Raw genomic sequence first — 16,222 nt, forward strand, 5'->3', positions numbered from 1 at the left:
ATAAAAATTATAATGTCAAGAAAACAATTAAATATAGGCCTGTTTGGTTTTGGTTGCGTGGGCCACGGGCTGTATGAAGTACTCCAGAAAACCCCTGCGTTAAGGGCAACTATTAAAAACATTTGTGTAAAAGATAAAAACAAGGAGCGTGAAATTGGACCCGAACATTTTACGTTTGACAAAAACGACATCCTTAATGATGAGTCTATAAATGTAATAGTAGAGCTTATTGATGATGCGGACGCGGCTTTTGAAATTGTATCTGCCGCACTCAAAAAAGGTAAAGCGGTAGTTTCGGCTAATAAAAAGATGGTGGCCGAACATTTTACCGAATTGCTAAAGCTGCAAAAAGAATATAATGTTCCGTTGTTATATGAAGCGGCTGCGTGTGCCAGCATGCCCATCATCCGTAACCTGGAAGAGTATTATGATAATGACCTGCTGGAATCTATAGAAGGTATTGTAAACGGTTCTACCAACTACATACTTACCAAAACATTTGAAGAAAATCTTAGCTATGATGAGGCGCTTAAACAGGCGCAGGATAAAGGTTTTGCCGAAAGCAACCCCATACTGGATACCGGGGGCTTTGATGCCAAATACAAGTTACAGATACTGGTGGCGCATGCTTTTGGCTATATTGCCAAACCCAACGATATTTTTAATATAGGCATTGATAATATTGGGGAACTGGAACTGAAATATGCCCGCGAAAAAGGCCTTAAAATAAAACTGGTAGCCAAAGCATTTAAACGTGAAGATGGAGGACTAACAGCGCTTGTAATACCAAAATTTGTTTCGCCCGAAGACAGGCTGTATAATGTAGACGATGTATTTAACGGGGTAATTACAAAAACAGGATTTGCCGATACCCATTTTTTTGTGGGAAAAGGCGCCGGTGCTTACCCTACAGCCTCAGCGGTATTGTCTGATATATCGGCGTTAAGCTATGATTACCGTTATGAATATAAAAAAATATACCGGGAAGAAAACGTATTTCTGGCAGGCGATGTAGCCCTAAAGGTTTTATTACGCCATAAAAAGGAAGATGCCGAAAACTTTAAACTGTATTTTAATGACATAGAAGAAGCCTATACCAATCATGATACAGGTTATCTAACCGGCACCATAACCCTGGAAAACTTAAAAACGCTGCAATCTCAAAATGGAGGAGACCGCTCTTTCATCCTGATTCAGGCTGTTACCGAAAAAAAAGCTGAGGCAACTATCCCTCTTGAGGTTGTATAGCAAACAGTGTTCAAAAATTTTAAATTATCCTGCCCCGCATTAGCGGGGTTTTGTTTTTTATTCAAATACACATCATTTCGATTGTTTTTCTTTTTATATTCACACACTTTTAACCAGCTATATAACTATAAAACACACAAATGGAAAGTAATTTTTTTGACTCTGACAGCTTTTTCATAGATGAAAAAGTAAACATGTTTAAATTTGAAAACGAATACAAGGTGTATAATGACAAAGGCCAGCTTACCGGGGCTGTAAAGCAAAAGCTTACTACAGGCCAAAAGCTGTTGCGCCTTGCATTAAACAAAAACATGCTGCCTTTTTTACTTGAAATTCAAAACGCTGATGGCAAAGTGGAAGCCTCTATTTCAAGGGGGTGGACATTTTTTATGTCTAAAATAACCGTAAAAGACGGGCATGGGCAAACCGTAGGGTTTATCAAACAAAAATTTAAGCTGCTTAAGCCTACCTTTAAAATCCTTGATGCATCAGAAGTGCTTGTAGCTGAAATTAAAGGTGACTGGAAAGCATGGAATTTTCAGATAATCGACAGTAAAGGCGCACAGATAGGCGCTGTATCTAAAAAATGGGCAGGTGCGGCTAAAGAATTTTTTACTTCTGCCGATAAGTACAACGTTACCATTAACCCGGAGTATGCTGACAAGAAAAATAAAATAGCGATACTATCCGGAGCCATTACTATTGATATGGTCTTGAAAGAAAGTAAATAAAATAAACCGGGCTGCAAATGGAGCCCGTTAATTAATGTTTATAATACTATTTTTTCTTAAACGCCTTTACCCCTGCCTTTACGTCAACTTCAAGATAATTCTGGCTTGGCGGTATAGGGCATGAATACTCATGGTTATAGGCACAATAAGGGTTATAGGCTGTATTAAAATCAACTTGTAAAGTATCTCCCTTAGTTGGCATTTTAAGGTCTATATAGCGGCCACCACCATAGCTTTCTTCCCCACTGCTAAGGTCTGTAAACGGTAAAAAAAGGTAATCTTTATACTTATCCAGCCGCGCCAGTTCCAGATTCCGAAAAACATCCAGGCGGCATTTTTTACCTTTTAAAGTAAAATGCAGTTCGCCATATTTTACGTGTTTAGAGGTACGGGCAGTAGTAGTGGCCATATCAAAAGGTTTTTCATTAGGAGTACGCACCAGCTTTGCCGTAACGCAATACTGCATATCTACAGGGTAAAAATCAAGTGACTGAAATTTTTTAAGGTCTTTTTTGATTAAGGGCGATGTAGTAGCATCGGCATATTCGCCGTTAATTTCCTGCTGCCATTTTTTTACGGTTTGTTCACTGCACTCCTGCGCTTTTAAGGTTAATGTGGCAGCCAGGGCAATAAGGGTGATAATTAGTTTCATGGTAAATAATTAATACCGCAAAAATAACCACAGGCGCCCGTATAAAAAAGCCGCAGGCAGTATTATTATTATCTTTGCATACAAACCGTTGCCATGCTTGCAAAAGCCTTTAACCGCTATATAGATAACTTCAGGGGATTTTCCCGGGAAATATGGATACTTACACTCTCTACATTTATAAACCGTGCCGGCACTATGGTATTACCCTTTCTTTCAAAATATCTAAGGGAAGATTTAGGCTTTTCATTAGGTAAAGTGGGGTGGATTATGGTTTGCTTTGGGCTTGGCTCCATGACAGGCTCTTATATCGGCGGGAAATTAACCGATAAAATTGGTTTTTACCGCATTATGGTTTTCAGTATGTTTACCAGTGGCCTGTTACTTTTTGCCATACAGCGGGTTACCAGTTTTTATGGGCTGTGCGCTGCCATGTTTGTATTAATGGCCATTGCCGATATGTTCCGCCCCGCCGTATTTGTATCTATACGCACCTATGCACGGCCCGAAAACCGTACCCGTGCCATGACATTGCTAAGGGTGGCCATAAACCTGGGCATATCTGCCGGGCCGGCGCTTGGGGGATTAATAATTATGGGTATAGGTTATAAAGGGCTTTTCTGGGTAGATGGCGCTACCTGTATAGCGGCCATTACCCTGTTTTTCTTTTTAATAAAAGAAAAGAAAAATACAGCCACACAGCACCCGGAAGGCACCCCTAAAAAGTCGCCTTTAACCGATATTCCGTTTGCAATGTTTTTATACTGCAGCTTTATTATAGCACTTATATTTTTTCAGTTATTTACCACACTCCCACTTTATCATCATGATGGTTTTGGTTTAAGCGAAGTATATACCGGGCTGCTTATATCATTAAACGGGGTTTTGATATTTATATTCGAAATGCCATTAGTAGGTTTTATGGAGCGCAAAAACATACCAAAAATGAAGGTAATTACAGTAGGCTCCTTCTTTATGGCTTTGGCATTCTATATATTACTGTTTAATTTTAATGCCTCAATACTAGTAATTAATATACTATTTATTACCCTGGCACAAATGCTGTGTTTCCCCTTTGCCAATTCTTTTGCTCTGGGGAGGGCACCCCGCGGTCAGGAAGGGCACTACATGGCGCTTTATACCATGACTTTTAGCCTGGCGCACATTATGAGCGCCAAAACAGGTATGGAAATTATTGCTACTATTGGCTATACATATAACTGGCTTATTATGGGCTCATTGGGGCTTACTGCCACATTAGTATGTTATTTAGTACATAAAAAACTACTACATTTTTAATATCCCTACGCAATATTTGCGGCTGTAATTAAATTAAAAAACTACCTGCATAGGTATTTAACTAAAAAAATAGTTTGAAAACTAAAAAAATAGTTTTATGTTTGTGTAAGTAATTAAAAAGCCATGCAAAAACTAACAAATAAAGAAGAAGAAATTATGCACATTTTATGGAAGCTGGAAAAAGCTTTTGTTAAAGATGTGCTACTTGAAGTAAGTGATGTAAAGCCCCATTACAATACAATAAGTACAATCATCCGCAACCTTGAAGAAAAAGGTTATGTAGACCATGTTGCCTACGGTAATACCCACCAGTATTACCCTACTGTTAGTAAAGAAGATTACAGGAAGAACTTTATGAGCAATGCCATACAAAATTATTTTAATAACTCTTACAAGAGTATGGTTTCGTTTTTTGCAAAAGAAGAAAAAATAAGCGCAGAAGAGCTTCGTGAAATATTGAAAATGATAGAGAAAAAAAAATAATATGGAAGCATTACTTATATATATAGCTAAAGCGGCAGGGCTGATGGCTGTTTTTTACCTTGCCTATTATTTTCTGCTCAGAAAAGAAACCTTTTTTAGCAGCAACCGTACTTTTTTACTTGGTGGCCTCATTACCTCTGCCATTATGCCATTGCTCGTATTCACTAAAACCGTTTGGGTAGAGCCTGCACCTTCGGTATATAAAAGTGTTAGCCTTGATGAACTAATGCTCATGCAAAAAGCAATAGCGCAGCCGCCCAAAGAAAATCCTGTAGACTGGCTGGCTGTTGTGGCCACACTTTATGCAACGGGAATAATATTTTTTTGTATAAAATTTATAATTGAACTATTGGCAGTACGCCGCTTACTTAAAGGGCATGTAGTTATAAAAAATAACGGATATAAGTATATTGATTCAGAAAAGGTTGAATCGCCGTTTTCTTTCTTCAACTATATTGTTTATAATTCCGGAAAACTATCGGAGGCAGAATTACAAAGTATTATAAGCCATGAAAGGGTGCACAGCACACAAAAGCACTCTATTGACATGATTATAAGCCAGCTATTCTGTATAGCATTCTGGTTTAACCCTTTTGCTTGGCTATACCGTAAAGCTGTAGCACAAAATCTTGAGTTTATTGCTGATGCCGAGGCTGCAAAGGAAATAAAAGACATTACAACTTACCAAAAAACACTTTTAAAAATAACAGTACAGCCAAAAGGTACTGCAATCATCAATCACTTTTATCAATCATTAATCAAAAAACGAATTGTTATGTTAAACAGAGAACAATCAAAAAAGCGTAATACCTGGAAATTTGCAGTAGTATTACCTGCCCTTGCCGCCTTTATGTTTACTTTTCAGCTACAGGTACAGGCACAGGTTAAAGAACAGGAAACTGATATTAATGAAGAAAAGCCGATTACCATTTCTTCTGCTGAACTTGGAATCGATAAAAACAGCGACGAAGCCAAGCTTGAAACCGATAGGAATTACTTAATGCAAACATTTGGGGCAGAGGTTGAATTTTCCGGTATAAAACGCAACGGCAAGGGAGAAATAACTGCCATTAAGGTTACTGTAAAAACGCAGGACAGTGATGCAAAATATGAGGTAAGCGGGGATGAAGCTATAAAACCTTTTACCCTGCATATTGAAAAGGATAAAGATGCACCAGCTATAGCTTATTTTGGTTCGCAACTTAAAAACGGTGCTGTTAAAGCAAAACAATTAAAAATTTACAACAATACACCCCTGCCCCCGGTACCGCCATCAGTAAATTTTCCGGCCCCACCGGCTGCGCCTGTAAACGGATGGTCTGTTAATGATATTAAAATTGACAATGAAGACATGCTTATTGTTATTAATGGCCAAAAACAGGAAAAAGGAGAGAAAATAAACCTACCTCTTAACCAAGACATTTCTACAGTAAAAATTCTTGATAAAAAAGAGGCTAAAAAGAAATATGGTCGGGATGGCAAAAAAGGCGCGGTAGAAATTACAACAAAGCCAACGCGTGTAGCGGGAGTTGATTTTATAAGCCATGCCGGGCCCAATGGCTATTTAAACGGGGGGATGAATACTTATATGAGCCAACAACCTGCAAATAATAGCAATATCCGCTCGTTTACATTTTCAACAAGCGGAGAAATAAGCAGCGAAGAACTTTCAAGGCTTGCTGCTGATAAAACATATATTTTACAAAACCTTGATATTCCTGAAATAAAAGCCGCTGACCTGTCTGATATTTATATTGAAGATTTTGGTAAATTAAAAAACGATAAACAGCAGATAGAAAATAATGAGAGATTCTTCATTTCGGGGAAAGCAGAAATGGATGAGGCACGCAAAGATTTAGAAGAAGCAAGGAAAGATTTAGAGCACGCGCGCGAAGTACTTAAAGCAGAAAGGGAAAAAATCGCAGAGGAAAGGAAGAAAATGATGGAAGAACGTAAAAAAGAATTTGAAAAAAACAAAAAGCAATAAACTTTGGAGTTAGTTAATGTGTAATAAATAACAATTTATTATGAAAAAAGGCGGCTGTTAAACAGCTGCCTTTTTATATCTTTGATAATTAAACAATAAGCTATGTTTAAGTTATTAGCTAAAATTAATAAATGGCTCTTGCCAAATTATACTAAACAGGAATTAGACCTTGCCAAAGCCTCTAAACTGCAAAAGGCTATTATTGCCTGGAAGTATTATGTAACAAGCCGCTCTTTAGATTAATAAATTAAAGGGGCAAAAACATCATACTTACTTAATTTTTTACGCCCGTTAAGAAATGACAGCTCCATAAGAAAATTGCATTGCACAATTTCACCACCCAGTTTTTCCACCAGTTTACATACAGCAGCAGCAGTACCCCCCGTAGCCAGCACATCATCATGCACCACTACCCTATCGCCAGGCGTTATAGCATCGGTATGTATCTCAAGTGTATCGGTACCATATTCCAGTTCATATTCAGCTGAAAAGGTTGTAAACGGCAGCTTATTCGGTTTACGCACGGGTACAAAACCTGCTTTAAGTTCATAGGCCAATAGCGTTGCAAAAAAGAAACCCCGGCTTTCTGCCCCCACAACTACATCAATATTTTTATCTTTCAGAGAGTTTAAAAGTAATTTCAGGCAATCCTGCATAGCCTGTGGGTTGGCAAGTAAAGGTGTTATATCTTTAAATACAATTCCCGGCTTTGGATAATCCTGAATATCACGTATATACTGTTCTAAACCCATTTTTTATATTTTAAATTTACCAAGTGGTTTGCAAGTTACACAAATATATGTATATTTGCACCCGCAAACAGGGTTACACTTTACACTTAAAGTAACACTCATGCAAAAAAAGGCCTCGTGGCGCAACTGAATAGCGCATCTGATTACGGCTCAGAAGGTTACAGGTTTGAATCCTGTCGAGGTCACAAAAAAATCCCGAAATCAATATGATTTCGGGATTTTTTTGTTTATTAATCTACATAGTCTGAGGTTTTGGGATTTTTGATAAGTTAATACTGTTGGTTTATATATTCCGATAAGTTACACCAATAAGATTAAACCATTTTACCGCTATTAATAACAACTAATTTTAATATTTTCTGCATCTGGCACCACCCCCAAACCGCCCATAAATTTATTAAAGAATGCACCCTTGCCAAAGAGGCAGGATGGCTCGATGTAGATATTAACAGCCTGAAGCATAAAAGGTCTGCCAATATTTTCGCCCTTACCCACAGCCAAAATAGGGGCAGCCATACGCAAGCAGATACCAATAGTACTGCGAAACATTGTAAAGCTTATAAAGCACTAGCCTGCTGATGACAAATCTTACAATAGCTATTCTTCCTGCCCGCTGGTAACCGGGTACGGCAAGATGGTATTGGCTGAATTTAATTATAAGAATGAATTTACCCCGGACCCTAAACTGAAGCAGATGCTTGTCTTTAAAAGTTATAGGAACACAGGAGGCTATGGCTGCTGAAGAGATACATGCTGCCTTACCTGTACTATAGTAAATGTTGAAAGGCGAAGATGTATAAAATAACAGCGGCTCATGGCCGCTGTTATTTGTTTTAAGTAAACCGGTAATCTACCCCGGTAACCTGTGAGAGCAGTGTTTCAGGCGCGTCAAGCGCTACCGCATTCCCCCTTGGTATTGGAGTGACAGGGCTGTTTGCTTGAAGGTATTCCGTTAGTGCACTGTGCAGGGTGTAGGCGGTGTTGTGTGCCTCCTTCACATTTTTTATACGGCACAGCATGTCTTCCGGGTCACCCTCCCTTTCGCAGGCCAATACGCTGTAGGTTTTATTTGTATCCAGTGGCTTGCCACCTACTGTTACTATTTTTACGCGCCTGCCTTCCGGGCCAAACGCATTGAAGGTTACCTCCATGCCTTTAAACTTTACTACCCAGCCGCCAAAACGCTTCTCAGCCTTTTCAGCAAAAACATTGTTGAGCTCTTTTTCAAGCCATTTTTGTAACTGTGCACCGGTAACTTTCCCTGTGCGTACGATGCTGTCAACCGGAAGCATATCATACAGGTAGCCTTCCGTAATCGGGATGTTCCCGGTATGGTCAGGGGTGGCATTGGGTGGGCAAAACGGAAACCGTTAGACAGCACAATATCCACATCCTTAAATTTCCATTTCAGCCCATTAAGCACTAAGGTATCAATCGGGTTTTCCACCACAAAGTAGCGGTACAGCGGTATGGTACTATAGCCTATAACTTTATTGATTTCATCCTGATAGGGCTGTTCATTTTCAGCTACTATTTTTGCCACAACAGGGTCGGGTTTTATTTTGTCTGCCGTTACCTCCAGCAACTCATAGGTATCGCCGGTAACTTTTCCGTTCTCTACAGTTAAATCCAACTTTCCAATGAAAGAACCGAAAGCGCCCGGCTCTACCACTTTGGCATATTTACATTCAATAGGCTTACGCACGCGTTCGTGGGTATCGCCACCCAAAATATAATTTACCCCCTTCACATTCCGGCCTGTTGGCTAAAGCTATTTGCTGCGATAACCCCAAATGGGCAATGATGATGATAAAAGCACACTTCTCCTGGTTTTTCAGCACATCTACATAATGTTGCAGGTTTTCTTCCGGGGTGGTGTATAATATACCCTTGCTGTAAATGGGTGACTGCCTCTTGGGTACCAACGGGTCGGTATAACCCAGAAAACCAATTTTTACGCCTGCCACATTCCAGACCTGATAAGGCTGAAAAATCAGTTCGCCCTTTTTGCCTTCGCCCAGGTCATGGTACATATTAGTACATATTTTAGGCGCGGTAAGTGAACCCATTAAGTCCTGCATGTTCTTTTTGCCATATACTACCTCCCAGTTACCCGGCAGGTAAAGGTCATAGTCCATCGCGTTAAGCACGGGTACAAAGGCTTTGCCTGTGGTTTCTACTGACAGCTCGCTTCCCTGGAACATATCCCCGGTATCTAAAGTATAGGTATGGGGGTTTTGTGCACGCAATGTTTTAAGCATGGCCGACAGATTGGCGTATCCTCCTGTTTTACGGAATTCAATCTGGCCGTTTTCCCAAAACAGCTCATCGTGCGGGTGTACCTGGCAATGTACATCAGTGGTCTGCAATATTGAAATTACCTGTTTTTCATTAATATTACCTTCCATAGTTGTATCCTTTGATTTATAACTTTTACTATCTGCTATATCTGCGTAAGCCGATAGCGGGTGGGCAATGGTAGCACCCAGCCCTAAGAGGCCCATCGACTTTAAAAAATCTCTTCTTTTGTTCATGATATCATAATTTTAAAAATTTCCTTTTATATAAGCCCATCCTTCTTCCTGTTTCAGGACTATTTCAGCAAGGCCCATAGGTACTGTGCCTACCCCTTGCAGCAGGTCAGAATGTTTAATATCCTTTTGTTTCATCGTGTTTTCACAGGCTACAAATTTTATCCCTTTTGCAGCGAGCTTTTTTACCTCACCGGCTACCACAGACTGATTGGTTACAAAACTGATACCCGGCCCATGAGCCACAACTTCCGCTTCAAAAGTATCGCCCCAGCCTTCCATTAGGTGGTTAAGGTTGCGTATCAGGCCTTGCTGTTCCTGCGCATCAGCAGTGCTCATCTGGAAGACCACCCTATGCTTTTCTGCCTTTTTTGCCTGTGCGTTTGCCGTAACTGACGCAGTGGCCATAATAAGTAGTATTAAAAAGTTTTTCATGTTTTAGATTTTAAATTAATAAACAAGCGTGATGGTTACCAGCGACACGATGCTGATGGTTATCCACAGCAGTACGCCCTGTAAAAATACTGTAAGCCCCACCGCCTTTATAGTTTCTAGCGACAGCCCTGTCCCGATAAGGAATAAGGTTACTGTAAGGGCTTTTTTTGCCCCGAAGGTTATCCAGCCATATAGTTCCTGATACTGCGGGAACAGTGTACTTACAATCATGGCGACGATAAAGAACAGTATAAAGTAAGGTATGGACAGCTTACGGGTATTGCCCCTGTTGATGGCCACGGTAAACAGGGAAAGAGGAATGATCCAGAGGGCACGGCCCAGTTTCACGGTAGTGGCTACCTGTAGGGCTTCATCGCCGTAGGCAGCCGCCGCACCTACTACTGAACTGGTATCATGTATGGCAATGGCGCTCCACAAACCAAACTGGTGTTGGCTAAGCCCCAGCAGGTGCCCTATTGCCGGAAACAGTAAAAGCGCCATTGCATTAAGGGTAAATACCGTACCCAGCGCCACGCTTATCTGCCTGGGGCTGGCGCCATTTAAGGGTGCTACGGCTGCTATAGCGCTACCCCCGCAAATAGCAGTGCCTGATGAAATAAGGTAGGATGTTTTACGGTCGATCTTTAAAAGTTTGCCCAAAAGGTAACCGAAGCTTAGTACCAGTACTATGGTCCCAATGGTAAAAAGCAAACCTTCCCGGCCCGCCTTAACGGTGCTGAAAAAATTCATACCAAAGCCCAGGCCTACAATAGCTATTTTTAAAAGATGCTTAACGGTTTTCCCGCTTTCCTTTGCGTAGGGGTTTCCTATTAAAATGGCAAAGCCTATACCTATGGCCAGGGCAAGGGGTGCCGATACATATGCCGTAAGGCAAGCTATCAGGAGGATAAAGAATATTATTTTTTTATATGTCATTAGTATGCTACTGTATCAAATACTGCAACGTGCAACTTTGCAGGTGCAGTAAATGTTTTATCTATAATGTTATCGTTTTATATCCGTTTTCCTGTAGCCCGAAAATGTAGATAAGGCCGTTTTGGGCGCTACCCCGGCAAATATAAAAATGATGCTTAGGGCTATCCTGCATAGTAATACAGAAAAGCCGCTGACTTTAACATTCTGAGTCATAAAAACGGATTTAGATTAAAATGATTTACGCGTACGAAATCAGTCGTAATCAAATCAGTAAGCTGCGGTATAACAGATAAGAGGGAACCTTCTCTTTTTGCTGAAGGTAAAAATGAACTGCTTTTTTGCTCGTGCATCCTTCTGGAGCAACGGCAACAAAAAATGGTAGGAAACCGGGTATAGCAAAAGCAGTTGCTTTTTTAGCGTGCTCTTTTTTATTCGCTACAAAAGCCTGGCACTGTACTTTGGCATTGCGACTTTGTGTTTTGTGGGATGTTTCTACACCGATAGCATTGTTATACAATTTTTTTATACTGCACGGTGTGGCAATAAGCACCGTGAGCAATAGTATAATGAGTTGTATGTACCTTTTCGGCAGTTGCATCAAACAGTAAATTTTATTTTTCAAAGTAACTCATAATATCAGCAGTTAAGTGTAACAAAAGTTACAATAAGAGAAACTTTAACACTTCAGGTAAATTTTGGGTTATGTAACAAATGATACTGACTGACCTTACCACACAGGCTTACTTTGCATCTCATTAAAATAATTAGGTATGAGCTGGATTTATGAACCGTGGCCCTGGTATGTGTCCGGGCCGCTAATTGCTGCCACTATGGCGGCGCTACTGTTTGCCGGGAAGAATTTCGGCATGTCGTCTAACCTGCGTACAGCCTGTGCGGCACTGGGTGCGGGAAAAAACTGTGATTTCTTTTGTTTTGACTGGCGCGGCCAGCGCTGGAATCTTTTTGTAATGGCAGGTGCTGTAATAGGTGGCTTTATTGCCATGCACTACCTGTCGGGTAATCCCGTGCCGGATATCAGCCCTGAGGTAATAGCCGACCTTAAGCAAAAAGGATTTGAAAGTGCCGGTAGCAACTACCTGCCCACAGAGCTATTTAGCAACAGTGCCTTTTCATCAGTAAAAATCATAGCGTTGTTGCTGGTTGGCGGGTTTTTGGTAGGCTTTGGTGCCCGTTATGCAGGTGGATGTACTTCAGGCCATGCCATATCAGGGCTTAGCAACCTGCAATTGCCTTCACTTATTGCGGTAATAGGATTTTTTATCGGTGGGCTGGTTATGGTACATCTGCTGTTTCCTCTACTATTTTAAAATTATTATTATGAAGAACTTACTTTTTTTACTTATAGGTACCTTTTTTGGTATAGTTATGTTTAAGTCGGAAGCCGCGTCGTGGTTCCGCATTTACGAGATGTTTCAATTCAAAGCATTCCACATGTACGGCATCATCGGCTCGGCGCTGGTGCTGGGAATCATTGTAGTACAAATTATCAAGCACCGTGAACTAAAACACATAGGAGGCAGCCCAATCGACTTTGTCCCAAAGGAAAAAAGCTTTTCCCGATACATGTACGGCGGTATTATTTTCGGGCTTGGCTGGGCATTGGCAGGGGCCTGCCCGGGCCCTATGTTTACATTGCTGGGTGCGGGTTTTTTCCCGATACTTATCGTCATAGCGGGGGCTGTTGCTGGTACATGGGTATATGGCCTTATTAAAGATAAACTGCCGCATTAATTTGTATATTTACAATAAGCCAATCTTTAAAATATGAACGAACTTACACAAGCCTACGGTGCTATTTTTGAATCCAAACTCATAGAAGAGATTGCAGGTGTAGCAAACATTGTCGATTTTAATGAAGGCGATTACCTCATTGAGATTGGCCAGTACATCCGCCAGATGCCCCTGCTTATAAATGGCGCTATTAAAATATTACGCGAAGACCGTAGCGAAGGTGAGCTATTGCTGTATTTTCTTGAAAAAGGCGATACCTGTGCCATGACCCTGGCCTGCTGCCTGGGTGATACCAAGAGTGAGATACGCGCTATTGCCGAGACCAAAGGCACCGTAGCCATGATACCCGTTGCAAAAATGGAAGAATGGCTGGGTAAATACAAAAGCTGGCGCAACTTTGTATTCAGCAGCTATAATAAAAGGCTTAGCGAAATGCTGTCTGCCATAGATAACCTGGCCTTTATGAAAATGGACGAGCGGCTATTAAACTATCTTAAAGAAAAGGCCAAGGTGAACCAGTCCAGTATTATTTCCAATACCCACCAGGAAATTGCCTATGAGCTTAATACGTCACGCGTAGTAATATCACGCCTTTTAAAAGCACTCGAAAATGAGGGGGTAATAAAACTAAACCGCAATACTATAGAACTTTTAAAATAAACCGGCTGTGTAACTTTTGTTACTGCACAGCCAAATTTACTATACTACTTTAGCCTGATATTTATAAAGACATTCGTATGGATCTTTTAGCGATATCAGGCTATTTTATGGCCTTACTGGTAGGCATCTCACTGGGGCTGGTAGGCAGCGGCGGCTCAATACTCACAGTACCTGTTTTAGTTTATATTTTAGGTTTTGATGCTGTTACAGCGACAGGCTACTCGCTGTTTGTAGTGGGTGGCACCGCCCTTGTGGGAGGGCTGCGCAATGCGTACCAGCACAATGTGAATTTTAATATTGTCCTGCTTTTTGGCTTACCTTCGCTCATCATCGCCTACCTTGTGCGCGCCTTTCTTATCCCGGCTCTACCCCATATTATTTTTACAGTAAACAACTTTGCCGTGACAAAACCATTGTTGCTAATGGTACTCTTCGCAGCCATAATGTTACTGGCTGCCCTTAAAATGATACGCTCGGCTCCTGTAACATCAGCCGCTAAAAACCTTTCTAAAGGAAAAATTATGATAAGCGGTGTGGTTACCGGCCTGCTTGCAGGCACTGTAGGTGCCGGTGGCGGTTTCCTTATCATTCCGGCGCTGGTATTCCTTGCAGGGCTGCCCATGAAGAACGCCGTAGGCACCTCGTTATTCATCATCGCCATACAGTCATTGGCGGGTTTTGCTGGCGATGCTTTCGGGCAGGATACTGACTGGGGCTTTTTACTACCCTTTACAGCAGTTGCTGTTGCAGGTATTTTCATTGGTATACTGGCTTCTCGCAAAATAGAGGGCGAAAAGCTTAAAAAAGGCTTTGGCTATTTTGTTCTGATTATGGGAGTGTATATTATGGTTAAAGAACTTTTTTTAAATAAAAGCTTATGTAACTTTTGTTACTGCATGGCTTTGTACGATAGTGTAATTTTACTTTATAATTAATAAATTAATAAGGATCAACTTAAAAAATAAACAGTATGTACTTTCAACACGTGTACGATAAATCACTGGCACAGGCCAGCTACTTTATAGGCTGCCAGGCAAAAGGTGAAGCCATTGTAATTGATGCCAAAAGGGATATTGACACCTACCTGGAAATTGCCGCGCAGAACAATATGAAAATTACCCATATTGCCGAGACGCATATCCATGCCGACTTTCTTGCCGGCTCGCGCGAGCTGGCTGCCGTTACAGGGGCTAAAATGTACCTGTCTGATGAAGGCGGAGAAGGCTGGCAGTATGAATTTGACCATATAGGCCTGAAGCATGGCGATACCATTAAAGTAGGCAACCTGGCCCTGGAAGTACTGCATACCCCGGGTCACACCCCGGAGAGCATCAGTTTCCTTTTGACCGACCACCCGGCTACCGATAAACCCGTGATGGTATTTACAGGCGACTTTGTTTTTGTAGGCGATATAGGCCGCCCGGACCTGTTGGAAAAAGCGGCAGGGTTTACAGGGACACAGGAAAAAGGTGCAAGGCAAATGTATGAATCCATACAGCGTTTTGCGGCACTGCCGGAATATGTACAGGTATGGCCGGGGCATGGCGCCGGATCGGCCTGCGGTAAGGCTCTGGGCGCTGTGCCAAGCTCTACGGTAGGTTACGAGCTGATACGCAACTGGGCATTCCGGTATGAAAATAACGAGCAGGGCTTTGTGGATTATCTTCTTGATGGACAGCCCGAACCTCCAAAATACTTTGCGATGATGAAACATCTCAATAAGGTTGACCGTCCCCTGCTTATTGAAGTGCCAAAGCATAAAAAGCTTAGCAAAGATGAATTTAATGAGGCTTACAGCAAGGGTATCAAGGTAATTGATACCCGCAATAAATTTGATTTTGCCAAGGAACACTTACCTGGTACTATAAATATCCAGGGCAATAACTCTTTTGCCACATGGTGTGGATGGATACTTGGTTATGATGAGCAGTTTATACTTGTGGCTGACCAAAGCCAGATGGACGACCTAACCCGTAAACTCATGCGGATTGGCCTTGATAACATTTACGGTTTTGTAGATAATATTTCTACACTGAGTATAAAAACAGAAAGCAGTGAGATAATTGATATTGATGCGTTTACATCATATATCGGAAAAGAAAACACTCAAATTGTTGATGTGCGCGGGGAAAGCGAATACAAAGCCGGGCATATTAAAGGAGCTGATAACGTTTTTGTGGGTACACTGGAACAAAACCTTGATAAGATCAATACCCATAAACAGATAGTGATCCATTGCCAGAGTGGCGACAGGGCTGCTATCGCACAGTCGCTACTGGAGAAACATGGCATTAAAGTGAAAAATTATTCTGCCGGGATGAAGGAGTGGAATGAAAAAGGTAAGAAAACAGTAAGTTCATAATTTTAAAATCATGAAAAATTTATCTCAGTAAGCATGGGAAGAGCAGCTAGCTTCAGATTCTTATGCTATCATAATTGATTTACGCACTGAAAAATGAATGCGCACACGGCGTATTGGAACATGCAGAATGCCTGGATGTATTTCAGACTTCATAAATTAATTCCTACATTGGTGGAATATAAGGGTGTCCCTTCCAATCGCTACTCCAATATCACTTTGTTCAATAAATCTTTCACACTTGATTGATATGGATTTGCATATTCAGGATTATTTGGGTTTTCTTTAAAAAAATAGGTTCTGAACGCCTAAAGTAAATTGTGTATAAGTAATATATTAGTTAAGTCAAAAGGAATTTTTTTAAGTTTTAACTTCTAGCTTATAGCCTTTCCACGTATAC

General features: G+C 41.0%; 20 protein-coding genes and 1 tRNA gene. 12 read left to right on the forward strand and 9 right to left on the reverse strand.

What is annotated here, in order from left to right; all coding sequences use genetic code 11:
- Window positions 1-12 precede the first annotated feature (12 nt).
- Entirely contained in the window at window positions 13-1,248 is a 1,236-nt protein-coding gene (locus tag ABS766_RS03700; RefSeq protein WP_408083772.1) for a homoserine dehydrogenase, read from the forward strand.
- Between the two features lie 140 nt (window positions 1,249-1,388).
- Window positions 1,389-1,979 carry an LURP-one-related/scramblase family protein gene (locus tag ABS766_RS03705; protein ID WP_408083773.1) on the forward strand — a complete coding sequence of 197 codons (591 nt, stop codon included), beginning with the start codon at window positions 1,389-1,391 and terminating at the stop codon, window positions 1,977-1,979.
- 46 nt (window positions 1,980-2,025) lie between these two features.
- Here ABS766_RS03705 and ABS766_RS03710 read toward each other — a convergent pair whose 3' ends face one another.
- Window positions 2,026-2,631, reverse strand: a complete 606-nt coding sequence (locus tag ABS766_RS03710) for a DUF1684 domain-containing protein (RefSeq protein ID WP_408083774.1) — start codon at window positions 2,629-2,631, stop codon at window positions 2,026-2,028.
- Window positions 2,632-2,724: 93 nt separating this feature from the next.
- Between ABS766_RS03710 and ABS766_RS03715 the strand changes: the two genes are divergently transcribed.
- The 4 genes from ABS766_RS03715 (at window position 2,725) to ABS766_RS03730 (ending at window position 6,640) form a co-directional block, all read left to right on the forward strand.
- Window positions 2,725-3,927, forward strand: coding sequence for an MFS transporter (locus ABS766_RS03715; RefSeq protein WP_408083775.1), 1,203 nt, complete (start codon window positions 2,725-2,727; stop codon window positions 3,925-3,927).
- Between the two features lie 123 nt (window positions 3,928-4,050).
- Window positions 4,051-4,410 (forward strand): BlaI/MecI/CopY family transcriptional regulator, encoded by a 360-nt coding sequence (locus tag ABS766_RS03720; protein WP_408083776.1) that lies wholly within the window; start codon window positions 4,051-4,053, stop codon window positions 4,408-4,410.
- Window position 4,411: 1 nt separating this feature from the next.
- Window positions 4,412-6,397: a M56 family metallopeptidase gene (locus ABS766_RS03725; protein ID WP_408083777.1), complete on the forward strand. Its 1,986-nt coding sequence runs from the start codon at window positions 4,412-4,414 to the stop codon at window positions 6,395-6,397.
- A 102-nt stretch (window positions 6,398-6,499) separates the two neighbouring features.
- The gene (locus ABS766_RS03730; protein WP_408083778.1) at window positions 6,500-6,640 is read left to right on the forward strand and encodes an SsrA-binding protein; all 141 of its coding nucleotides are present in this window, start codon (window positions 6,500-6,502) and stop codon (window positions 6,638-6,640) included.
- On the opposite strand, the gene ABS766_RS03735 is transcribed toward ABS766_RS03730, so the two are convergent.
- On the reverse strand, window positions 6,637-7,149 hold the full coding sequence (locus ABS766_RS03735) for an adenine phosphoribosyltransferase (RefSeq protein WP_408083779.1): 513 nt from the start codon (window positions 7,147-7,149) through the stop codon (window positions 6,637-6,639). The two genes, ABS766_RS03730 and ABS766_RS03735, sit on opposite strands and share 4 nt — an antisense overlap.
- 111 nt (window positions 7,150-7,260) lie before the next feature.
- Between ABS766_RS03735 and ABS766_RS03740 the strand changes: the two genes are divergently transcribed.
- Window positions 7,261-7,334, forward strand: a tRNA-Arg gene (locus ABS766_RS03740).
- Between the two features lie 148 nt (window positions 7,335-7,482).
- Here ABS766_RS03740 and ABS766_RS03745 read toward each other — a convergent pair.
- The 7 genes from ABS766_RS03745 to ABS766_RS03775 form a co-directional block, all read right to left on the reverse strand.
- On the reverse strand, window positions 7,483-7,698 hold the full coding sequence (locus ABS766_RS03745; RefSeq protein WP_408083780.1) for a hypothetical protein: 216 nt from the start codon (window positions 7,696-7,698) through the stop codon (window positions 7,483-7,485).
- A gap of 284 nt (window positions 7,699-7,982) precedes the next feature.
- The gene (locus ABS766_RS03750) at window positions 7,983-8,423 is read right to left on the reverse strand and encodes a 5'-nucleotidase C-terminal domain-containing protein (RefSeq protein WP_408083893.1); all 441 of its coding nucleotides are present in this window, start codon (window positions 8,421-8,423) and stop codon (window positions 7,983-7,985) included.
- Window positions 8,315-8,899: a bifunctional UDP-sugar hydrolase/5'-nucleotidase gene (locus ABS766_RS03755; RefSeq protein ID WP_408083781.1), complete on the reverse strand. Its 585-nt coding sequence runs from the start codon at window positions 8,897-8,899 to the stop codon at window positions 8,315-8,317. Before ABS766_RS03755 ends, ABS766_RS03750 begins: the two co-directional genes overlap by 109 nt.
- Window positions 8,847-9,683 (reverse strand): metallophosphoesterase, encoded by an 837-nt coding sequence (locus ABS766_RS03760; protein WP_408083782.1) that lies wholly within the window; start codon window positions 9,681-9,683, stop codon window positions 8,847-8,849. Before ABS766_RS03760 ends, ABS766_RS03755 begins: the two co-directional genes overlap by 53 nt.
- A 12-nt stretch (window positions 9,684-9,695) precedes the next feature.
- Window positions 9,696-10,115, reverse strand: a complete 420-nt coding sequence (locus tag ABS766_RS03765) for a DsrE family protein (protein WP_408083783.1) — start codon at window positions 10,113-10,115, stop codon at window positions 9,696-9,698.
- A gap of 15 nt (window positions 10,116-10,130) precedes the next feature.
- On the reverse strand, window positions 10,131-11,051 hold the full coding sequence (locus ABS766_RS03770) for a YeiH family protein (RefSeq protein WP_408083784.1): 921 nt from the start codon (window positions 11,049-11,051) through the stop codon (window positions 10,131-10,133).
- Window positions 11,052-11,313: 262 nt separating this feature from the next.
- Window positions 11,314-11,649: a hypothetical protein gene (locus ABS766_RS03775; protein ID WP_408083785.1), complete on the reverse strand. Its 336-nt coding sequence runs from the start codon at window positions 11,647-11,649 to the stop codon at window positions 11,314-11,316.
- Window positions 11,650-11,821: 172 nt separating this feature from the next.
- Here ABS766_RS03775 and ABS766_RS03780 point away from each other — a divergent pair, with 172 nt between their 5' ends.
- From ABS766_RS03780 to ABS766_RS03800, 5 genes are all read left to right on the forward strand, one after another.
- A complete protein-coding gene (locus tag ABS766_RS03780; RefSeq protein WP_408083786.1) occupies window positions 11,822-12,379 on the forward strand; it encodes a YeeE/YedE family protein in 558 nt (185 codons plus the stop codon).
- A gap of 10 nt (window positions 12,380-12,389) precedes the next feature.
- Window positions 12,390-12,803 (forward strand): DUF6691 family protein, encoded by a 414-nt coding sequence (locus ABS766_RS03785; RefSeq protein WP_408083787.1) that lies wholly within the window; start codon window positions 12,390-12,392, stop codon window positions 12,801-12,803.
- A gap of 33 nt (window positions 12,804-12,836) precedes the next feature.
- Window positions 12,837-13,463 (forward strand): Crp/Fnr family transcriptional regulator, encoded by a 627-nt coding sequence (locus tag ABS766_RS03790; protein ID WP_408083788.1) that lies wholly within the window; start codon window positions 12,837-12,839, stop codon window positions 13,461-13,463.
- 77 nt (window positions 13,464-13,540) lie between these two features.
- Complete coding sequence (locus ABS766_RS03795) at window positions 13,541-14,398, forward strand: sulfite exporter TauE/SafE family protein (RefSeq protein WP_408083789.1); 858 nt, start codon at window positions 13,541-13,543, stop codon at window positions 14,396-14,398.
- A gap of 35 nt (window positions 14,399-14,433) precedes the next feature.
- Entirely contained in the window at window positions 14,434-15,825 is a 1,392-nt protein-coding gene (locus ABS766_RS03800; protein ID WP_408083790.1) for an MBL fold metallo-hydrolase, read from the forward strand.
- Window positions 15,826-16,222: the final 397 nt, after the last annotated feature.

The sequence above is a fragment of the Flavobacterium rhizosphaerae genome (genome assembly GCF_046000445.1).
Taxonomy (GTDB): domain Bacteria; phylum Bacteroidota; class Bacteroidia; order Flavobacteriales; family Flavobacteriaceae; genus Flavobacterium; species Flavobacterium rhizosphaerae.

Coding starts and splice junctions, on each gene's coding strand:
- ABS766_RS03700 (WP_408083772.1), top strand. CDS start 13: ATGTCAAGAAAACAATTAAATATAGGCCTGTTTGGTTTTGGTTGCGTG.
- ABS766_RS03705 (WP_408083773.1), top strand. CDS start 1,389: ATGGAAAGTAATTTTTTTGACTCTGACAGCTTTTTCATAGATGAAAAA.
- ABS766_RS03710 (WP_408083774.1), bottom strand. CDS start 2,631: ATGAAACTAATTATCACCCTTATTGCCCTGGCTGCCACATTAACCTTA.
- ABS766_RS03715 (WP_408083775.1), top strand. CDS start 2,725: ATGCTTGCAAAAGCCTTTAACCGCTATATAGATAACTTCAGGGGATTT.
- ABS766_RS03720 (WP_408083776.1), top strand. CDS start 4,051: ATGCAAAAACTAACAAATAAAGAAGAAGAAATTATGCACATTTTATGG.
- ABS766_RS03725 (WP_408083777.1), top strand. CDS start 4,412: ATGGAAGCATTACTTATATATATAGCTAAAGCGGCAGGGCTGATGGCT.
- ABS766_RS03730 (WP_408083778.1), top strand. CDS start 6,500: ATGTTTAAGTTATTAGCTAAAATTAATAAATGGCTCTTGCCAAATTAT.
- ABS766_RS03735 (WP_408083779.1), bottom strand. CDS start 7,149: ATGGGTTTAGAACAGTATATACGTGATATTCAGGATTATCCAAAGCCG.
- ABS766_RS03745 (WP_408083780.1), bottom strand. CDS start 7,698: ATGTTTCGCAGTACTATTGGTATCTGCTTGCGTATGGCTGCCCCTATT.
- ABS766_RS03760 (WP_408083782.1), bottom strand. CDS start 9,683: ATGAACAAAAGAAGAGATTTTTTAAAGTCGATGGGCCTCTTAGGGCTG.
- ABS766_RS03765 (WP_408083783.1), bottom strand. CDS start 10,115: ATGAAAAACTTTTTAATACTACTTATTATGGCCACTGCGTCAGTTACG.
- ABS766_RS03770 (WP_408083784.1), bottom strand. CDS start 11,051: ATGACATATAAAAAAATAATATTCTTTATCCTCCTGATAGCTTGCCTT.
- ABS766_RS03775 (WP_408083785.1), bottom strand. CDS start 11,649: ATGCAACTGCCGAAAAGGTACATACAACTCATTATACTATTGCTCACG.
- ABS766_RS03780 (WP_408083786.1), top strand. CDS start 11,822: ATGAGCTGGATTTATGAACCGTGGCCCTGGTATGTGTCCGGGCCGCTA.
- ABS766_RS03785 (WP_408083787.1), top strand. CDS start 12,390: ATGAAGAACTTACTTTTTTTACTTATAGGTACCTTTTTTGGTATAGTT.
- ABS766_RS03790 (WP_408083788.1), top strand. CDS start 12,837: ATGAACGAACTTACACAAGCCTACGGTGCTATTTTTGAATCCAAACTC.
- ABS766_RS03795 (WP_408083789.1), top strand. CDS start 13,541: ATGGATCTTTTAGCGATATCAGGCTATTTTATGGCCTTACTGGTAGGC.
- ABS766_RS03800 (WP_408083790.1), top strand. CDS start 14,434: ATGTACTTTCAACACGTGTACGATAAATCACTGGCACAGGCCAGCTAC.